Below are 18,073 nucleotides of genomic sequence, written 5' to 3'. Positions count from 1 at the left end.
CACTTATGTTATTTGATCTATAACCGGGTGGAATAGCCGGCACGGAATGCCGGTTATGGCCCATGCCAAAAATTTCATTGTCAAAGCACGGCAATCAAGGTTAGCGTGTTTATTTTCCCTACCGAACACGTCCAATGCGCATCGTTTCCCTGCTCCTCGCCGCCTCCGCCCTGGCCGGTTGCGCCACCCATCCCATCCCTGCCAGCCAGCCTGCGCCGGGGCCGCGCCCTATGGAAACGCTGCTGGACAAGCAGGTCTTCCAGATGACGCCGCAGGAAGTGCACCGCTACATCGCGCACGCTCAGCAAGCCGAGCCGGACCTGCGCAAGCGCATCGCCGCGATCGGCCGCAAGAACATCGGCCAGCCGTACAAGCTGCATTTGCTGGGCGAATATCCATTCGAGCTGCACGACTCCCTGCCGATGTTTAGCCTGGAAAATAGCGATTGTGTGGTGTTTGCGGAACACACGTATGCGATGGCGATGTCGAAAACGTGGGAAGAGTTCTTCTGGATGCTGCAGCGGATCCGCTACAAGGACGGCGTCATCGGCGTGGCGACGCGCAACCACTACACCGAAGTGGACTGGAACATCAACAACAACTGGCTGCTCACCGACATCAGCACCGAGCTGGCCGGACCGTCCGGGCCGTCGTATGCGCTGAGCGTGGACCGCGCCAAATTCCTCAAGACGCGCCACCAGACCGAACGCAGCATTCCCGTGCAGAACAGCCGCGAGTACTACCTGCCGACCGAGCGGGTGAACGAAGCGGCCGCGCAGATGCACGATGGCGATTTCGTGAATGTGGTGTCGACCCGCGACGGCGCTTACTGGGTGTCGCACGTCGGGCTGGTGGTGACCGGGCCGAACGGCGAGCGCCGTTTCCTGCACTCATCCGAGCCCCAGGTGCGCGAGGAATCGTTCGATGCCTTCGTCGCCCGCGCGCGCGAACGCGAACAGCGCAACGCACGCGAAGGCAAGAACGGCCAGAAGCTGGCCGGGTTCAAGTTCTTGCGCCTGAATGACAATATCGTGGTGCCGCCAGCGTTGCCACAACCACGCCCGGGTGCCGCCGCGGCCAATTAAGCCGCTCAATCCCACACCAGCCTGGCCTGGCGCAGCCATTCCTGGCGCTCGGCGAAACCGGTGGTGCCGCCGTTGATGCGGCGGGTGATCTGTTCGAGGTCGTCGGCGTCGGCCAGCTGGTTGCAGCCGCGGCTGGCCCACTCCCCGGCCGCCACCGCCAGGCACCATTGCGGCGCCAGCACGGCGTCGGGCTCCTTGGCGAAGTCGGGTCCGGCTGGCAGGCAGCGCCGCACGCGCTCGGTCGCGGCCAGATAGTTCCCCTTCCCGGTCAGCTGCAACAGGCCGCGCCCCCTATATATATAGCCGTCCTGCGGCGCGGTGTTGCCCATGCGCCCGCCGTACACCTCGTTGGCCAGCTTGCGCGCATTGTGCGCGTAGTCATCCGGATCGAGCGGACCGTGCGGCTGGAAACGCCACGGCCATACCTGCACCAGCCGGCGCGCGCTGTAGTTCAGGTTCTCATACTCCTTCGTCAGGCCGCCCGACTCATGCATCAGCTGTGCAATGAAGTGGGCGACCCGCAAGCGTGACGCGGCAATGCCGAAATCGTCGAGCTGCCGCTGGCCGTCGGCGAACGCCTCGGCGTAGCCGTCGCGCACGCCGGGCGCGAGCTTGGTGATCTGCTCCAGGGTGACCAGGACTCTCATGATGCTTCTCCACGCAGGAATCGTTTCATCCTAAGCGGCATGAAAGCGATCACATCCATTTGAATCAAGCGTATTCCAGATAACGGGTCGGCCAATTTTTCTATATTGTATTTATTTTAATTTTAAACTTTAATTAATTGGTGGAATGGATTGGCGCATCCAGAAATAATATGAGATTCAGCAATTGATGGTTATCAAACCAGTTATTTGAACGTAGCCCGATAATAAACTTACGCAACGATAAGTCATCTAAGCGCGCCAAGAAATAGCCGATCAGGATTTATTTCGCGGCAGATATTAAAATATTAATTTGCGCTCGAGCATTTATTAATCACAGAAAAATAGACCACTCACGCGAACCAGCCGATCGCCCGCCATGTCGACCTCCCCCACCAGCGTTATCAGCCAGTTTTGCGCCGACATGGTTTCCATGCATCGCACGGCCAAGATCGCCCTGGCCGTGGGTGTCGATCTGATTGCGCTGCCGTTCTGTTTCCTGATCGCGATGCTGCTGCGGGTCGGCGACGTCACGCTGGCCATGCGCTATGGCGCCACCACCTACCTGGTCGTCGCGCTGGTCACCATCGTGGCGTTTTCGCTGTCGGACCTGTACCGCGCGGTGATCCGCTTCATCGACCAGCGCCTGCTCGCCGCCACCGGCTTGTCGCTGGGCCTGGCCGTGCTGTGCGTGTACCTGGTCTTGTTGGCCGTCAACGACGAAGGCTTCCCGCGCAGCGCGCTGGCAATCTACTGGTTCATCGTGTTTTCCTACGTCGTCACGTCGCGCCTAATGGTGCGCAATTTCCTGCGCAACCACATCAGCGAACGGCGCAACAGCGACGCCGTCGCCATCTACGGCGCCGGCGAGCCGGGCGCCCAGCTGGCATTGACCATGCGCACCAGCAACGAATACCGGCCGGTCTGCTTCTTCGACGACAAGCATGTGCTGCACGAGCGCACCATCGCCGGGCTGCGCGTGTTCCATACCGACCGCCTGGCCGAGATGGTCAATGCGCTGTGCATCCGCTCGATCATCATCGCGATCCCCCAAGTCTCGCCTGAGCGCCTGCGCAACATCATGCATCGCATGGCCGAGGCTGGCGTCACCACAAAGATCCTGAGCCGCCTGCTCGACCTTGCCGACGAGGAGAAAACGCCGATGGAAGCGATACGCGAACTCAAGTTCGAGGACCTTCTCGGCCGCGCCCCGGTCCCGCCCCGGGTCGACCTGTTCGCGCGCTGCGTGCGCAGCAAGACCGTGCTGGTGACGGGTGCAGGCGGGTCCATCGGTAGCGAACTGTGCCGCCAGATCGTCACCCTGTCGCCCAGCTGCCTGCACCTGCTCGACCACTCCGAGTTTGGCCTGTACACCATCAAGCAGGAACTGCAGGCGCGCTTTCCCACCCTGCCGATCGTGGCCCACCTGGGGTCGGTGTGCAACGCCGCGCTGGTCGAGCGCATGTTGCAGGAAAACCGCATCGACACGATCTACCACGCCGCCGCCTACAAGCATGTGCCGCTGGTCGAGGCCAACATTGTCGAAGGCTTGCGCAACAATGTGCTGGGCGCCCAGGTGCTGGCCGCCGGCGCCGGGCGCCACAAGGTCGAAACCTGCGTGCTCATTTCCAGCGACAAGGCGGTGCGCCCAACCAACATCATGGGCGCCAGCAAGCGCATCGCCGAGCTGATCTTCCAGGCGGCGGCCGTCACCCACGGCCCCGACACCACCTTCTGCATGGTGCGGTTTGGCAATGTGCTGGGCTCGTCGGGCTCGGTGATTCCCCTGTTCCAGCGCCAGATCGCCCATGGCGGGCCGCTGACCGTGACCCATCCGGAAGTGACGCGCTATTTCATGCTCATTTCCGAGGCCGCCCAGCTGGTCATCCAGGCCGGGGCCATGGCCAAGGGCGGCGACGTGTTCGTGCTCGACATGGGCGATCCGGTGCGCATTGTCGACCTGGCGCGCACCATGATCATGATGTCCGGCCTCACCGAAAAAACCGCCGATTTCCCCGATGGCGATATTGAAATCAAGTTTATCGGCTTATTCCCGGGCGAGAAACTCTACGAGGAATTATTAACCGACGGAAAGGTATTTCCAAGCGAGCATCCGCGAATAATGCGCATGAAAGAAAGCGCGCTGCATCCGGGGGTATTGGATACCTATATCACCTGCCTGATGATGGCTTGCGATACGAATGACCGCGGCATGATCGAATCGATGGTGAAAGCCATGGTATCGGATTATACGCCGCAGCCGAATACACCGCCGGTATTGCCGATTACCGGCCCTGCCGTCGCCATTGAAAAGGCCAGCCTGGTCAAGAAAATCGTTTCTTATCGAATTTAAGCTTATCGATTAACACAGCGGAGAAACAATAAAATGCGCGACGCTCATAAACCCGGCCAACTGGCCCAGCTGGTTGGCAAATTCGAGGACCGCAGCGCGGTGATCGGCGTGATCGGACTCGGCTATGTCGGGCTGCCGCTGTCGCTGCGCTATTCGGCAGTCGGCTTCCGGGTACTCGGCATCGATATCGACGCCGACAAGGTCGCGCGGCTGAATGCGGGCAGCAGCTACATCGAACACATCGGGCACCAGAAGATCGCCACCGCCCGCGAGCGCGGCTTCGAAGCGACCAGCGACTTCGCCCGGGTGGCCGAGGCCGACGCGCTGATCATCTGCGTGCCGACCCCGCTCAACGTCTACCGCGAGCCGGACCTGTCGTTCGTGCTGGGCACCGTCGAAGCGCTGCTGCCGTATGTGCGGCCCGGCCAGGTGGTGTCGCTGGAGAGCACCACCTACCCCGGCACCACCGAAGAAGAACTGCGCCCGCGCCTCGAATCGCGCGGGCTGAGCATCGGCGAAGACGTGTTCCTGGTGTTTTCGCCCGAGCGCGAAGACCCCGGCAACCCCAACTTCGACACCCGCACCATCCCCAAGGTGTGCGGCGGCTCCACCGACGCCTGCCTGCAGGCGGGCGTGGCGCTGTACAGCCCGGCAATCGACCAGGTGGTGCCGGTCAGCTCGACCCGCGCCGCCGAGCTGACCAAGCTGCTCGAGAACATCCACCGTGCCGTCAACATCGGGCTGGTCAACGAAATGAAGATCATCGCCGACAAGATGGACATCGACATCCACGAAGTGATCCGCGCCGCCGCCACCAAGCCGTTCGGCTTCACGCCCTACTACCCCGGTCCGGGCCTGGGCGGCCACTGCATCCCGATCGACCCGTTCTACCTGACCTGGAAGGCGCGCCAGTACGGCGTGCACACCCGCTTCATCGAGCTGGCCGGCGAAATCAACCGCGACATGCCGCAATGGGTGATCGGCAAGGTGACCGATGCCCTCAACGAGCGCGGACGCTCGATCAAGGACAGCCGCATCCTGGTGCTGGGGATCGCCTACAAGAAGGATGTCGAGGACATGCGCGAATCGCCATCGGTGGAACTGATGGAGCGGCTGCGCGCGAAAGGCGCGCTGGTCGATTACTCCGACCCGCATGTGCCGCACTTCCCGCGCATGCGCGAGCACCGTTTCGACCTCTCCAGCGTGGCGCTGACGCCGGCGTCGATTGCATCGTTCGACGTGCTCCTGATCGCCACCAGCCACAGCGCCTTTGACTACGAGCTGCTGCGCCAGCATGCGCAGCTGATCATCGACACCCGGGGCGTCTACCGCGAGCGCCTGCCCAACGTCGTGAAAGCCTGACCCTCGCGTCCCATGTAAAGGGAAACACCATGCGCACCTTTCCGCCAGCGGTGCTCGACCGCCGCATCCGCTTTGCCCTGGTTGGCTGCGGCCGCATCGCCGCCAACCATTTCGCCGCCATCGACCAGCACCGCGAGCGCTGCGAACTGGTCGGGGTGGCCGACGTCGACCCGCGCTGCGCCGCCGAGGCCGCCCAGCTGACCGGCGCGCGGCCCTACGCGAGCCTGACCGAGATGCTGGCCAGGTGCGATGCCGACGCCGTGATCGTCGCCACGCCCTCGGGCCTGCATCCGGAACAGTCGATCGAGATCGCCCGCGCCGGGCGCCACGTGATCACCGAAAAGCCGATGGCCACCCGCTGGGAGGACGGCAAGCGCATGGTCAGCGCCTGCGACACGGCCGGGGTGCGGATGTTCGTCGTGAAGCAGAACCGCCGCAACGCCACCTTGCAGCTGCTCAAGCGCGCGGTCGAGAAAAAGCGCTTCGGGCGCATCTACATGGTCAACCTGAACGTGTTCTGGACCCGCCCCGATTCCTACTACAGCAGCGCCAAGTGGCGCGGCACCTGGGAGTTCGACGGCGGCGCCTTCATGAACCAGGCCAGCCACTACGTCGACCTGCTCGACTGGATCGTCGGCCCGATCGAAAGCCTGCAGGCCTACACCGCCACGCTGGCGCGCAACATCGAGGTCGAGGACACCGGCGTCATCAGCCTGCGCTGGCGCAACGGCGCGCTCGGTTCGATGAACGTCACCATGCTGACCTGGCCGCGCAACCTGGAAGGCTCGATCACCATTCTCGGCGAGAAGGGCACCGTGCGGATCGGCGGCGTGGCCGTCAACGAAGTGCAGGAATGGCGCTTCGCCGAGGCCGACGAAGACGATGAACTGGTGCGCGCCGCCAGCTACGAGACCACGTCGGTGTATGGCTTCGGCCACCCGCTCTACTACGACAATGTGATCAAGGTATTGCGCGGCGAGGCCGAGCCCGAAACCGACGGCCGCGAGGGGCTCAAGTCGCTCGAAGTGCTGGTGGCGGCCTACATGTCGGCGCGCGACGGCCGCCGCGTCGCGCTGCCGCTGGAGTACTGACATGCGCCTCGCCATCCACCCGAGCGCCGTGGTTGATGCCGGCGCGCAGCTTGGCGACGGCACCAGCGTCTGGCACTTTTCCCACGTGTGCGGCGGCGCGCAGGTCGGCGCCGGCTGCTCGCTCGGACAGAATGTGTTCGTGGCCAACGACGTACGCATCGGCGACCGGGTCAAGATCCAGAACAACGTGTCGGTGTACGACGCCGTCACCCTGGAAGACGACGTGTTCTGCGGCCCGAGCATGGTATTTACCAACGTTTACAACCCGCGCGCGGCGGTCAGCCGCAAGGCCGAATACCGGCGCACCCTGGTCAGGCGCGGCGCCACCATCGGCGCCAACGCCACCATCGTGTGCGGGGTGACGATCGGCGAATACGCGTTCATTGCCGCCGGCGCCGTGGTCAACCGCGACGTCCCGGCGTTCGCGCTGATGGCCGGGGTGCCGGCGCGCCGCATCGGCTGGATCAGCCGGCACGGCGAACGGCTCGACCTGCCGGCCAGCGGACGCGCCGAGGCCGCCTGCCCGCACAGCGGCGACATGTACATGCTGGACGGCGAGCGCTGCACCTTGGCGGCGCGCACTTTTCCGATTCCCCCCTGAGCAAACCAAACGGAAACGACCATGGAATTCATCGACCTCAAAGCCCAGTACCAGGCCATGCGCGAAGACATCGACGCGCGCATCCATGCCGTGCTTGACCACGGCCAGTACATCATGGGCCCGGAAGTGGCCGAACTGGAGGAGCGGTTGGCGGCCTACACCGGCGCGCGCCACTGCATCACGGTTGCCTCCGGCACCGAAGCGCTGCTGATCGCGCTGATGGCGCTCGGCATCCGCCCAGGCGACGAGGTGATCACCACGCCGTTCTCGTTCATCGCCACCGCCGAATCCATTGTGCTGCTGGGCGCGCGCCCTGTCTTCGCCGACATCGATCCCGCCACCTGCAATATCGACCCGGCGCTGATCGAGGAAAAAATCAGCGCGCGCACCCGCGCGATCATGCCGGTGTCCTTGTACGGCCAGCCGGCTGACATGGATGAGATCAACGCGATTGCCGCCCGCCACGGGCTCACCGTCATCGAAGACGCGGCCCAGAGCTTCGGCGCGACCTACCGCGGCAAGAAAAGCTGCAACCTGTCGCATATTGGCTGCACCAGCTTCTTTCCCAGCAAGCCGCTTGGCTGCTATGGCGATGGCGGCGCCATCTTCACCAGCGACGACGAGCTGGCCACAGCGATGCGCGAGATCCGCGTGCACGGCCAGTCGCGCCGCTACGTCCACACGCGCGTCGGCGTGGGCGGCCGCATGGACACGCTTCAATGCGCGGTGGTGCTGGCCAAGCTCGAGCGCTTCGACTGGGAACTGCAGCAGCGCGCCAAAGTGGCGGCGCGCTACGATGCGCTGTTCTCCGGGCGGCTGGGCAAGGTCGGGCGCACGCGCGACCGCACCAGCGTGTTCGCCCAGTACACCGTGGTGCTCGACGAGCGCGCGCGGGTGCAGGCGGTCTTGCATGAGGCGGGCATCCCGACGGCGGTGCACTACCCGGTGCCGATGCACATGCAGCCCGCCTACGCCGGCTACACGCATGCCGACGCCTGCCCGGTCGCGCTCGCGATGGCTGCCAAGGTGATCAGCCTGCCGATGGGCCCCTACCTCGACCCCGCCGCCGCAACCACTGTCGCCGCGACCCTGCTCGCGGCGGTGGGCGAGACCCTGCCTTCGCGCGGCGACTGGCTGGCGTCGTCCCCATGAAATTCGTGCTGCCGACATTCTGGAAGCACGTCATTACCGTGCTGTCCGGAGCGCTCGGCGCGCAGGCGCTGCCGCTGCTGATGGCGCCGCTCATTACACGCATGTGCACGCCGGCCCAGCTGGGTGCGTTCAGCGTATGGTTCGGCATGACTGCGGTGGTTGCCATCGGCGCCACCTTGCGGCTGGAAGCGGCCATGGTGCTCGATCATTCGCAGCGCCAGCAGCGCACCTGCTTCCGCGTCGTGGCCTGGTCGGCCACCTGGGTGGGCATCGCCGTCACCCTGCTGGCAGCGGGCGCGCGGGCGCTCGACCTGCCTTTCCTGCGCCAGCTGACGTGGCTGGCCATCCTGACCATTGGCCTGGGCGCATGGCTGACCGCGACGATGCAGACCACGCTCAACTACGCTACTTCGCACAACGAATTCGGCAAGGCAGCGCGCGCCAAGGTGTGGGGCGCCGGCACCATCGCGCTGGGACAAGTCGGTCTGCTGTACTCGGGCGCCGGCGGCGCGGCATTAATTACCGGCCACCTGATCGGCTTGTGCGCAGGCTTGCTGGCTGCGCGCTGGCTGCTCTCGCCGCCCGACGCCGGCACCGGCTGGCGGCTCGACGCAGAGCAGCGCCGCTACCTGCGCCGCCATGAAAAATTCTGGCGCTTCTCGCTGCCGTCCAACCTGCTCAACGTCGTGGTTGGCCAGTTGCCGCTGTTTTTGATCGGCATGCGCCATGGCGCGGTCGCCGCCGGCTTGTTCGCGCTGACCCAGCGCGTGCTGGCCGCCCCGGTGGCGTTGCTGGCGGCCTCGGTGCTGGAAGTCTTCAAGCGCCAGTCGGTGCACGATTTCCAGAAGCTGGGCAACTGCCGCCAGGCCTACCGCTACACCTTCAAGGCGCTGCTGCTGCTCGGCCTCGGACCGTCGGCGGCGCTGTTCCTGTTTTCGCCCTCGCTGTTCGCCTGGATCTTCGGCGAACCGTGGCGCGCCGCCGGCGAGCTGGCGCGTCTCCTGGCGCCGCTGTATTTCCTCAACTTTATCGCCAGTCCCCTCAGCTATGTATTCTTTGTGGCGGGCAAGCAGAAGGTTGACCTGGTGTGGCAAGTCGCACTGTTCGCCATGACAGTCAGCGTCTTCCTGCTGCCGCTGCCGCTGCACCAGAGCGTGCTGTATTACGCGATTGGCTACTCGGTGCTGTACCTGGTGTACCTGCACATGTCTTACCAATGCGCGCAAAACCGGATGGAGGCAGCATGAGCCAGCCAGCCGCGGTGCGCGGGCCAAGAGGCGAACAAGCGGTGGCGATTTCCGCCTTCTTCCTGCTGTTCCCGGGCTTCTTCTTTTATCACACGCTGCTGGGCCTGGGCGCGATGGGCGCGTTCCTTGGCGGCTTTTTCGCGCCAGCAGCGCTGCTGGTACTGCCGCCCCTGGCATACATGTACCTGATGCGCATCCGCCGCGAGCCAAGCCGCCTGACCAAGCCCGACATCGCGTTCGGCGTCTACCTGGCCTATTTCTTCGCGGTGGTTACCGCCCATGCGATGCTTGGCGCGAAAATGGTCCATGTAGTCCACCATATCCTCGGCATCCTGTTCCTGCTGAATGTGTTTTTGATTTACAAGTCCATCGATTTCAGCGGCCGCCAGTTCCGCCGAATCGGACTCCTGAGTTTGCTGGCAATGTCGGGGATCGTATTTGCCTATTCGATCGACGGCGTGTTCTACCTGGGGGCGCTGGGCATCGCCAAGGACGCCGACAGCCTGGCGACCTACCAGGGCTTCTCGCGCTCGTATTTGTTCACCTTCGTGCCGATCATCGCGTACACGCGTTCGCCATGGCTGCGCATGCTGCTCTATTGCATCGGCGCCCCTACCCTGTTCTTCAATACCGCGCGCAGTGAATTCATCGCCTTGCTATTCCTGATTCCGGTTGTCGAGTTTTATCACTCGAGAAGCAAATTGCTGGTCGCCGCGATCTTCGTCGCGGTGTTTGTTATCTTGAAAATTTTTATCGACGACATTATCGCAGTGCTGCCCCACAACCGGATTCTGGAACTGTTTGACTTGTCGCAATCAACGTCGGCCAACAAGCGGCACCATTTGACGGTGTATGCGCTCCAAACAATCAACGAACATCCGTTTTTAGGAGATTTCGGAAGTTACCCGCCGGGCCTGTACGCGCACAACGTGTTGTCGGCGTGGGTTGATCTGGGCTTGCTGGGAATCACGTACCTGATGGTCATGGTGACGCTGCCGGCAATCATTATGTTTGCACGTGAATATTTCAGCAGCAAAAATTACTACCAATTCCTGCTTCCGTTCTCGCTCGCAAGCATCACGATATTACTGTTAATGACATCGCATTTCTTCACCGACATGCTAATTGGCGCCACCTTGGGGTGCTATTCAACATATTGGTACGGTCGCCGCCAGGCGCAGCGCGGACCACGGGCAGCCGGCGTTGCCATGCAAGGCGTACACGCCCGCCGTACGTGGTTAAGGCCGGTAGGCACCGCGCCGCCGGGTTAGCCCTGTCGCAGAGGCTGACCCGGCGCAGGACGGCCGGGGCCAGCTAAACGATAGGCAACCATGAAACTGACCGATATAACACATGAAATATGGCGCCTGGTGCGCGCTGGTTCGCAACTGCACCGCATGCCGCGCGTCTTGCTCGAATTTGATTCCAATTTACACCAGGAACATATCAGCGCGACGCATCAAAGTTTTACCAAGCGGCATCCTCGTTATTACGTGATACGAAACAAAACGGTAGGAATTGCACTGATTAATTTACGCCAGTTCAAAACCGCCGACGATTATCTCGATACAGTAAAGAGAAAGGATCTGGCAGGTTACCAGGCCCGCCGGGCCAGCGCGCGGGGATACCAGGTAAAAACAATTGACCGCAACCGATTTATCGACGATATCCACGCAATTCACACATCCACTGAAGTGCGCCAGGGGCGCCCGATGGATGACGCCTACCGGGTCAAGGAGACAGCATTCCAGGATTTACCCCATTTCTCGTATTTCGGCGCAATGGACGACAAACAGCAGCTGGTCGGTTATTGCAATCTCGCCATTCTGGGCAATTTCGCCGCCACCGAACGGGTAATTGGAAACAAAAACAACGACGGCGCGATGTATTTACTTCTGACGGAGATCATATGCAGTCTGATCGAGCAAAAGACGGTGAACTACCTGATGTACGACAGTTATCTGGGCGCGCAACCGGGACTGCGCAATTTCAAGCGCAAGCTCGGGTTCAGGCCTTATCTCGTGCGCTATTCGCTGGCGTGACACCGATCGCGAACTTGCGCCAGTACTGCAGCACGCTGGCGGGATTGATCCGACTGCCGGTGGCGCCGCTGCGCTTCAACACCAGCCTCGAGCCCACCCATGTTCCGCAAGTGTATGCGCAGTTCACCCGGCGTCACCCGCGCTACAAGATCATCCGCAGCAAGACGATGGGCGCGGCGCTGATCGATGTCGGCGACCTGAACACCCGCGAGAAGTACCTCGATGAAATCAAGGGAAAAAACAACGGCGCCTATCACGCCGCGCGCGCGCGCAAGCGCGGCTATGTCTGCAAGGAGATCGACCGCAATGCATATGTCGACGACATCCACGATATCAACATCTCCCAAGGTTCGCGCCAGGGCCGCCCGATGGACAAGGCGTACACGGAGAAGCGCGAACGGTTCGAGGTGCTAAGTAACTTTCAATACTACGGCGTGCTCAACCGCGACGGCAAGCTGGTGGCCTACGCCACCTTCGGCATTTACGGCAACTTCGGCGCCTTCTCCCAGCTGATCGGGCACCGCAACAACGACGGCATCATGCATCTGCTGATCGTCGACGTGGTGTGCCGCCAGATCGGCGACGGCAAGCTGCAGTACATCATGTACGACACCTATTTCGGCGCCCAGGCCGGGCTGCGCCAGTTCAAGACCATCCTGGGTTTCCGCCCTTACCGCGCAAAGTACAGCCTCCAATGAAAACGCCCCATCACCATGCCAGCCCCTGCCTGGCGGCGCCTGCCCTACGGCACGCCGCCATCCTCGCCCGAAGCGCACGGCCATGAACATTTTGCTGATCAATCATTACGCCGGTTCGCTCCAGCACGGAATGGAATACCGGCCGTACTACCTGGCGCGCGAATGGGTGCGGCTGGGGCACAAGGTGCGTATCGTCGCGTCCTCGCGTTCGCACATCCGGGCGCAGGCGCCGCAGATGCGCGGCGCATCCCGGCTCGATGAAACCATCGACGGCATCGAGTACACCTGGTTCGACACGCCGGCCTACGCCGGCAATGGCGGTGCGCGGGCATGGAACATGGCCGCCTTCATCGTGCGCCTGACGCGCAGCGCGCGTGCGCTGGCGCAGTCATTCCGGCCCGACGTGGTGATCGCGTCGAGTACCTACCCGCTCGATATCTGGCCGGCGCGCCGCATCGCCAGGCTGGCGCGGGCGCGCCTGCTGTTCGAGGTGCATGACCTGTGGCCGCTATCGCCGATGGAACTAGGCAATTTCTCGCGCTGGCACCCGTTCATCATGCTGCTGCAGGCGGCCGAAAACTACGCCTGCCGCAATGCGGACGCGGTAGTGTCGATACTGCCGAAAGTGCGCGACCACCTTGAAGCGCACGGCATGGCGCGCCACAAGCTGCACATCGTCCCCAACGGCGCCGACCCGAACGAATGGCTGGCCGAGCCGCCCCAGCTGCAAGGCGAAGTGGCCGCCGCGCTGGCCGACCTGCGCGCACGCGGTAAATTTATCGTCGGCTATGCCGGTACCCACGGCACCGCCAATTCGCTCGCCACCCTGCTTGACGCCGCCGCGCAGCTGACAGGCGAGCGGGCTGTCTTTGTGCTGGTCGGCGGCGGGCCAGACAAGGCGCAACTGCAGGCCCGCGCGCGCGAGATGGGCCTGTCCAGCGTCTACTTCTTCGACCCGGTCGCCAAGCAGCAGGTTCCCGCGCTGCTGCAGTGCTTTGATATTGCGTATATCGGCTGGCCGCGGCAGCCGCTATACCGTTTCGGTATTTCCCCCAATAAGCTGATTGACTACATGATGGCGGCCCGGCCCATCCTGCATTCGGTCGAAGCGGGCAACGATCCGGTCGCCGACGCCGGCTGCGGTTTGACCGTCGCACCCGAAGACCCGTCCGCCGTGGCGCGCGGGGTACTGAACCTGATGCTGATGCCGCCCAATGAGCGCGCCGCGCTGGGCCAGCGCGGCAAGGCCTATGCGCTGCGCAACCTGAGCTATCCCGTGCTGGGCGAACGCTTCCTGAACATCCTGGCGGGCTTGCGTCCAACCACACTCTGACCCCCGCCCTAAAAGGTAACGATCATGGCCGAAGACATCACCAGCAACAGCCCTGCCCAGGTGCAGCCGCAGCTCCCCTTCCTGCCCTTTGCGCTGCCGGACATCGGCGAGGAAGAAATCGCCGAAGTGGTCGAATGCCTGCGCTCCGGCTGGGTGACTACCGGCCCCAAGACCCGCCAGTTCGAGCAGGCATTTGCGGACTACATCGGCGGCGGCGTCGAAGCGATCTCGGTCAACTCGGCCACCGCCGGCCTGCACCTGGCGCTCGAGGCGCTGGGCATCGGCCCGGGCGACGAAGTGATCGTGCCGACGCTGACGTTTACCGCGACCGCCGAAGTGGTGCGCTACCTCGGCGCGCAGCCGGTGTTCGTCGATTCCGACCCGCGCACACTGTGCATCGACCCGGACGCCGTCGAAGCGGCCATCACGCCGCGCACCCGCGCCATCATGCCGGTGCACTATGCGGGCCTGGCTTGCGACATGGACGCCATCCTGGCGCTGGCCGCCCGCCATGGCGTGCGCGTGGTGGAAGATGCGGCGCATGCCTTCCCCACCGTGTACCAGGGGCAGCTGGTCGGCACCCTCAACAGCGATATCACCGTATTCAGCTTCTATGCCAACAAAACCATGACCACCGGCGAAGGCGGCATGGTGGTCACGCGCGATGCGGCGCTCGCGAAACGGGTACGCATCATGCGTATCCACGGCATCAGCCAGGACGCGTTCGCGCGCTACACCTCGCGCACGCCGGCGTGGTTTTACGAAGTGGTCGCCGCCGGCTTCAAGTACAACCTGACCGATATCGCCGCGGCCATCGGCCTGGGCCAGCTGCGCAAGATCGACGATTTTCTGGCGCGCCGCCAGCAGCTGGCGGCGCGCTATACGACTGCGCTGGCGGGCATGCCGCTGTTGCTGCCGCCCGATGCGCCAGCCGGCAGCAGCCATGCATGGCACCTGTACGTGATACGGCTGACCGATGGCGCGCACGTCAGCCGTGATGAACTCATCAGCGGCTTGTCGGGGCGCGGCATCGGCACCAGCGTGCATTTCATTCCCTTGCACCGCCAGCCATACTGGCGCCAGACCTGCGCGCTGACGCCGCAGCAGTTCCCGGTGGCGGAAGCGGCTTACGACGCGATGCTGACCTTGCCGCTTTACACGAAAATGACGGACGCCGACCAGGCCCGCGTCATCGATGCGATGCGCGAGCTGGTGTCATGAGCAAGCGCGCGTTCGACCTGGCCGCGGCGATTGGCGGCTTGCTGCTGCTGGCGCCGCTAATGGCGGCGATCGCGCTGTGGATCCGCGTCGACTCGCCAGGCCCGGTGTTGTTTCGCCAGCTGCGCATGGGCCGCCACGGGGTGCCGTTCAGTATTTTCAAGTTCCGCACCATGACTGTGCAGTCGGAAGGCGCGCAGCTGACGGTCGGCCAGGACGCCCGCATCACGCGCGCCGGGCGCTTTCTGCGCCACTACAAGCTGGACGAGCTGCCCCAGCTGATCAATGTTCTGCAGGGGGCGATGAGCCTGGTCGGGCCGCGTCCGGAAGTGCCGCGCTACGTGGCTTGCTATCCACCCGAGGTGCGCCGGATCGTGCTGTCGGTGGCGCCCGGCATCACCGACTGGGCGTCGATTCATTACAAGGACGAAAACGCGATTCTCGGACACGCCGTCGATCCCGAGCAAGCCTACATCGACACCATCCTTCCCGTGAAGCTGGAGTACTACGTGCGCTATGTCCAGGAGCGAACGTTCTGGACTGACCTGCGGATTATCTTCCGCACCCTCACGGCGCTGGCGCGTTAGCCATGGACCCGGGGATGACGCTGGTCCGCCTCGGCGACCTCGACCTCACCCTGCCACTGGCGGCCGCTGCCTTCGGCTGGCTTGCCGCGGCGCGCGCCTGGCGTACCGCAATGATCTGGGGCTTGCTGTTCGGCGGCGGCGTGATGCTGGTCGGCGCCAGCAAGATCGCCTTCATGGCCTGGGGCTCGGGCCTGCCCGGACTCGGCTTCAAGTCGGTCAGCGGCCACGCCACCGGCGTCACCGCCGTGTTCCCGACTTTGCTCTACCTGATGCTGCACAGCGCCGGCCCGGCCGCGCGCAGGCTCGGCGTTGCCGCCGGCCTGGGCCTCGGGCTGGTGGTCGGCGTGCTGCTGGTCGTCTGCGGCTTTCATTCAGCCGCCGAAGCGGTGGCCGGATGCCTGCTCGGCGGCGCCATCAGCCTGGCCTGGATACGGCTGGCCGGCGCCGGCGCACGGGCGCCATCGCTGCCCAGGCTTGGCTGGTTCGCGCTGGTGTTCCTGGCCGGCGCGTGGCTGATGAGCTTCATGCATGTCGGCTGGTGGATGATCCGCGTCGCCATGCTGTTGTCGGGCAATGACCGCCCCTATTCACTCGGCAGCGCAGACCCCTGATGCCAGCCGTTTGTTTCGCCTACAAGGAGTGAGCATCATGGAAGCCACCGCCAAGCCCCGCATCCGGTTCTGCGAACCCGAACTGGGGGAAGGCACATGCCAGTCCCTGCTGATTTCGCTGCTGCGCGGATTGTGCGCGATCCAGGTCGCCGCGGCGCACCTGCGTGCGGAATTTTTCCCCAGCCTGCGTTCGCTTGCCGAGCCGTCGCTGGCTTACCAGGGCCTGGCGTTCTTCACCGGCTTCGCCCACCAGGCAGTGGTGCTGTTCTTCCTGATCAGCGGGTGGCTGGTTGGCGGCAGCCTGATGGCCAAGCTGGGCCAGCCCCAGGCCCTGCAGTCCTACGCGATCGACCGCCTGTCGCGGCTGTGGACGGTGTTGATCCCCACATTCGTGCTGATGCTGCTGTTTGGCGTGCTTGCCGGGCAACTGCTGCCCAACACCATCGACTATTCGCCGTCGAATAGCTACTCGCTGCTGTCGTTCGCCGGCAACCTGGTGGGCCTGCAGACGGTGACGATGGAACCGTTCGGCGGCAATTTTCCGCTCTGGAGCCTGGCAAACGAGACCTGGTACTACCTGATGTTTCCGCTGCTGCTGGTGGTGGTCAGCGCATCGACACCGGCGCGGCGCGCGTTGGCGATGCTGTCGCTGGTGGCCATCGCGCTGACCCTGCCCTACGATATCACGCTGTACTTCCTGCTCTGGCTGCTCGGGGCGGCCGGCTCGCGCGTGCGCCTCGCCTGCAGCCACCTGGTGCGCTGGGTCGTGCTGGCAGTGTTTTGCGGCCTGGCGGCGTACTTCCGGCTGACGGGTTTCAGCGATGACCTGAACGCGGCGTCGTTCCCGCAAGACCTGGTCTACAGCCTCGTGTTCCTGCTATTTTTGTGCAGCATGCACGTGAAAGCGGATCCCGGCTCGCGCCGGCTGGCGCGGCTGGGCAGCGGCGCAACCTTCTTTGCCGAATTTTCGTTCACCTTGTATGTGTTCCACATTCCGCTCATTCGCCTGATGCAGTATGTCGGGCTGAAAGTCTGGGGCGGATACCGTTTGTCGCCGGACAACTGGATTGACTACGGCATATATTTTTCGCTACTGGGGGTCATCCTGGTGCTGTCGTACGGCAGCTACCTGCTGTTTGAAGCGCACACGCCCAGGGTGCGCCGCTGGCTCAAGGAGTTGCTGTTGTCGCGCCCAGTGGTGCCGGCTGCGGCAAAAAACTGACGCGCTCGCGTGCCGCCGCGGCGGCACGCGTCAGGGCTTTTGCGCCATGTAGATGAAGTGGGATCGCAGCGGCGGGACGAAGGTGGCCAGCAGGTCGCTGACCAGGCGCGGAGCGCCAGACAGGCGGCGCGCGATCGGCGGCGCCAGCAACAGGGTCCGGTAATGGTGCTGCGGCGCAGCTGGCCAGTACGCGCCGACCTCGGGACGGCTGACCCGCCGCACATTGGGATTGTTCGGATTGTTGTAGCGAAAATCGAAGACCATGCACCAGGCCCCGGGCTTGAGCACGCGCCACATGTCGGCGGCCAGCTGGTGACGCATCCGCTCGTCGAGGATGGAGGAAAAAACGGTGTTGGCGACAGCCAGATCGAGGCTGCCATCGTCGAGGATATCGAGGTCGCCAAGGTGCCAGCGGACGCCGCGGGCAGTAGCGGCATTTGCCTGTGCCAGGCGGTCTTCCTGGTATTCGGTGCCGATCAGGTTGGACGGGCGGGCACCCCAGCTGATCAGCTGGCGCAAAAAGCCGCCGCTGCCGCAGCCGACATCGACGATGCGCCGCGTGGAGAGGTCATGGCCGACCGTTGCCGCCAGCAAGGCGCCGGCGGCGCGGCAACGCGCTGCATCCTGCTCCATCACCTCGGGCCGATGCCATGCGTAGGGAGCCAGCTCTTTTCCGCCATGCCATTCACGGTACACCGCGCGGATGCGCGCTTGCTCGTCGAGGTCAGGTGGCATGGAGTTCATACCCTTAATGGTAGGCAGACTCCGAACAGCGACGTTTGATAATTGTTGAATTCGCGACATGGCCGCCGGTGTTTTCGCACCGG

Annotated in this window: 16 protein-coding genes; 14 read left to right on the top strand and 2 right to left on the bottom strand. The window is 63.8% G+C overall.

Annotated elements, in window-relative coordinates; all coding sequences use genetic code 11:
- The first annotated feature begins 134 nt into the window (after positions 1 to 134).
- Positions 135 to 1,085, top strand: coding sequence for an N-acetylmuramoyl-L-alanine amidase-like domain-containing protein (locus I4X03_RS08650; protein ID WP_223467819.1), 951 nt, complete (start codon positions 135 to 137; stop codon positions 1,083 to 1,085).
- Between the two features lie 5 nt (positions 1,086 to 1,090).
- On the opposite strand, the gene I4X03_RS08645 is transcribed toward I4X03_RS08650, so the two are convergent.
- Positions 1,091 to 1,732, bottom strand: coding sequence for a glycoside hydrolase family 19 protein (locus tag I4X03_RS08645; protein WP_223467818.1), 642 nt, complete (start codon positions 1,730 to 1,732; stop codon positions 1,091 to 1,093).
- A 421-nt stretch (positions 1,733 to 2,153) separates the two neighbouring features.
- On the opposite strand from I4X03_RS08645, the gene I4X03_RS08640 reads away from it, so the two are divergent.
- The 13 genes from I4X03_RS08640 (at position 2,154) to I4X03_RS08580 (ending at position 17,246) form a co-directional block, all read left to right on the top strand.
- On the top strand, positions 2,154 to 4,082 hold the full coding sequence (locus tag I4X03_RS08640) for a polysaccharide biosynthesis protein (RefSeq protein WP_223467817.1): 1,929 nt from the start codon (positions 2,154 to 2,156) through the stop codon (positions 4,080 to 4,082).
- Positions 4,083 to 4,115: 33 nt separating this feature from the next.
- The gene (locus I4X03_RS08635; protein ID WP_223467816.1) at positions 4,116 to 5,444 is read left to right on the top strand and encodes a nucleotide sugar dehydrogenase; all 1,329 of its coding nucleotides are present in this window, start codon (positions 4,116 to 4,118) and stop codon (positions 5,442 to 5,444) included.
- A 29-nt stretch (positions 5,445 to 5,473) separates the two neighbouring features.
- Positions 5,474 to 6,535 carry a Gfo/Idh/MocA family protein gene (locus I4X03_RS08630; protein WP_223467815.1) on the top strand — a complete coding sequence of 354 codons (1,062 nt, stop codon included), beginning with the start codon at positions 5,474 to 5,476 and terminating at the stop codon, positions 6,533 to 6,535.
- Between the two features lies 1 nt (position 6,536).
- Positions 6,537 to 7,136: an acyltransferase gene (locus I4X03_RS08625; RefSeq protein WP_223467814.1), complete on the top strand. Its 600-nt coding sequence runs from the start codon at positions 6,537 to 6,539 to the stop codon at positions 7,134 to 7,136.
- A gap of 21 nt (positions 7,137 to 7,157) precedes the next feature.
- Positions 7,158 to 8,288 (top strand): DegT/DnrJ/EryC1/StrS family aminotransferase, encoded by a 1,131-nt coding sequence (locus tag I4X03_RS08620; RefSeq protein WP_223467813.1) that lies wholly within the window; start codon positions 7,158 to 7,160, stop codon positions 8,286 to 8,288.
- On the top strand, positions 8,285 to 9,535 hold the full coding sequence (locus I4X03_RS08615) for a lipopolysaccharide biosynthesis protein (protein ID WP_223467812.1): 1,251 nt from the start codon (positions 8,285 to 8,287) through the stop codon (positions 9,533 to 9,535). Before I4X03_RS08620 ends, I4X03_RS08615 begins: the two co-directional genes overlap by 4 nt.
- Before the next feature lie 1,331 nt (positions 9,536 to 10,866).
- Entirely contained in the window at positions 10,867 to 11,577 is a 711-nt protein-coding gene (locus tag I4X03_RS08610; RefSeq protein WP_223467811.1) for a hypothetical protein, read from the top strand.
- Positions 11,574 to 12,275 (top strand): hypothetical protein, encoded by a 702-nt coding sequence (locus I4X03_RS08605; RefSeq protein WP_223467810.1) that lies wholly within the window; start codon positions 11,574 to 11,576, stop codon positions 12,273 to 12,275. Before I4X03_RS08610 ends, I4X03_RS08605 begins: the two co-directional genes overlap by 4 nt.
- An 82-nt stretch (positions 12,276 to 12,357) precedes the next feature.
- Positions 12,358 to 13,608, top strand: coding sequence for a glycosyltransferase family 4 protein (locus I4X03_RS08600; protein WP_223467809.1), 1,251 nt, complete (start codon positions 12,358 to 12,360; stop codon positions 13,606 to 13,608).
- Positions 13,609 to 13,632: 24 nt separating this feature from the next.
- A complete protein-coding gene (locus I4X03_RS08595) occupies positions 13,633 to 14,829 on the top strand; it encodes a DegT/DnrJ/EryC1/StrS family aminotransferase (protein ID WP_223467808.1) in 1,197 nt (398 codons plus the stop codon).
- Complete coding sequence (locus I4X03_RS08590) at positions 14,826 to 15,413, top strand: sugar transferase (RefSeq protein ID WP_223467807.1); 588 nt, start codon at positions 14,826 to 14,828, stop codon at positions 15,411 to 15,413. Before I4X03_RS08595 ends, I4X03_RS08590 begins: the two co-directional genes overlap by 4 nt.
- Before the next feature lie 14 nt (positions 15,414 to 15,427).
- Positions 15,428 to 16,024 carry a membrane-associated phospholipid phosphatase gene (locus tag I4X03_RS08585; protein ID WP_223467806.1) on the top strand — a complete coding sequence of 199 codons (597 nt, stop codon included), beginning with the start codon at positions 15,428 to 15,430 and terminating at the stop codon, positions 16,022 to 16,024.
- Positions 16,025 to 16,061: 37 nt separating this feature from the next.
- Positions 16,062 to 17,246 (top strand): acyltransferase family protein, encoded by a 1,185-nt coding sequence (locus I4X03_RS08580; protein WP_223467805.1) that lies wholly within the window; start codon positions 16,062 to 16,064, stop codon positions 17,244 to 17,246.
- 30 nt (positions 17,247 to 17,276) lie between these two features.
- Here I4X03_RS08580 and I4X03_RS08575 read toward each other — a convergent pair whose 3' ends face one another.
- The gene (locus tag I4X03_RS08575; protein ID WP_223467804.1) at positions 17,277 to 17,981 is read right to left on the bottom strand and encodes a class I SAM-dependent methyltransferase; all 705 of its coding nucleotides are present in this window, start codon (positions 17,979 to 17,981) and stop codon (positions 17,277 to 17,279) included.
- Positions 17,982 to 18,073: the final 92 nt, after the last annotated feature.

It is taken from the genome of Massilia soli, from assembly GCF_016809835.1.
In the GTDB taxonomy this organism is placed as follows: domain Bacteria; phylum Pseudomonadota; class Gammaproteobacteria; order Burkholderiales; family Burkholderiaceae_D; genus Telluria_A; species Telluria_A soli.
This window is presented reverse-complemented; position numbering and strand designations above follow the sequence as displayed.

Coding starts and splice junctions, on each gene's coding strand:
- I4X03_RS08650 (WP_223467819.1), top strand. CDS start 135: ATGCGCATCGTTTCCCTGCTCCTCGCCGCCTCCGCCCTGGCCGGTTGC.
- I4X03_RS08645 (WP_223467818.1), bottom strand. CDS start 1,732: ATGAGAGTCCTGGTCACCCTGGAGCAGATCACCAAGCTCGCGCCCGGC.
- I4X03_RS08640 (WP_223467817.1), top strand. CDS start 2,154: ATGGTTTCCATGCATCGCACGGCCAAGATCGCCCTGGCCGTGGGTGTC.
- I4X03_RS08635 (WP_223467816.1), top strand. CDS start 4,116: ATGCGCGACGCTCATAAACCCGGCCAACTGGCCCAGCTGGTTGGCAAA.
- I4X03_RS08630 (WP_223467815.1), top strand. CDS start 5,474: ATGCGCACCTTTCCGCCAGCGGTGCTCGACCGCCGCATCCGCTTTGCC.
- I4X03_RS08625 (WP_223467814.1), top strand. CDS start 6,537: ATGCGCCTCGCCATCCACCCGAGCGCCGTGGTTGATGCCGGCGCGCAG.
- I4X03_RS08620 (WP_223467813.1), top strand. CDS start 7,158: ATGGAATTCATCGACCTCAAAGCCCAGTACCAGGCCATGCGCGAAGAC.
- I4X03_RS08615 (WP_223467812.1), top strand. CDS start 8,285: ATGAAATTCGTGCTGCCGACATTCTGGAAGCACGTCATTACCGTGCTG.
- I4X03_RS08610 (WP_223467811.1), top strand. CDS start 10,867: ATGAAACTGACCGATATAACACATGAAATATGGCGCCTGGTGCGCGCT.
- I4X03_RS08600 (WP_223467809.1), top strand. CDS start 12,358: ATGAACATTTTGCTGATCAATCATTACGCCGGTTCGCTCCAGCACGGA.
- I4X03_RS08595 (WP_223467808.1), top strand. CDS start 13,633: ATGGCCGAAGACATCACCAGCAACAGCCCTGCCCAGGTGCAGCCGCAG.
- I4X03_RS08590 (WP_223467807.1), top strand. CDS start 14,826: ATGAGCAAGCGCGCGTTCGACCTGGCCGCGGCGATTGGCGGCTTGCTG.
- I4X03_RS08585 (WP_223467806.1), top strand. CDS start 15,428: ATGACGCTGGTCCGCCTCGGCGACCTCGACCTCACCCTGCCACTGGCG.
- I4X03_RS08580 (WP_223467805.1), top strand. CDS start 16,062: ATGGAAGCCACCGCCAAGCCCCGCATCCGGTTCTGCGAACCCGAACTG.
- I4X03_RS08575 (WP_223467804.1), bottom strand. CDS start 17,981: ATGCCACCTGACCTCGACGAGCAAGCGCGCATCCGCGCGGTGTACCGT.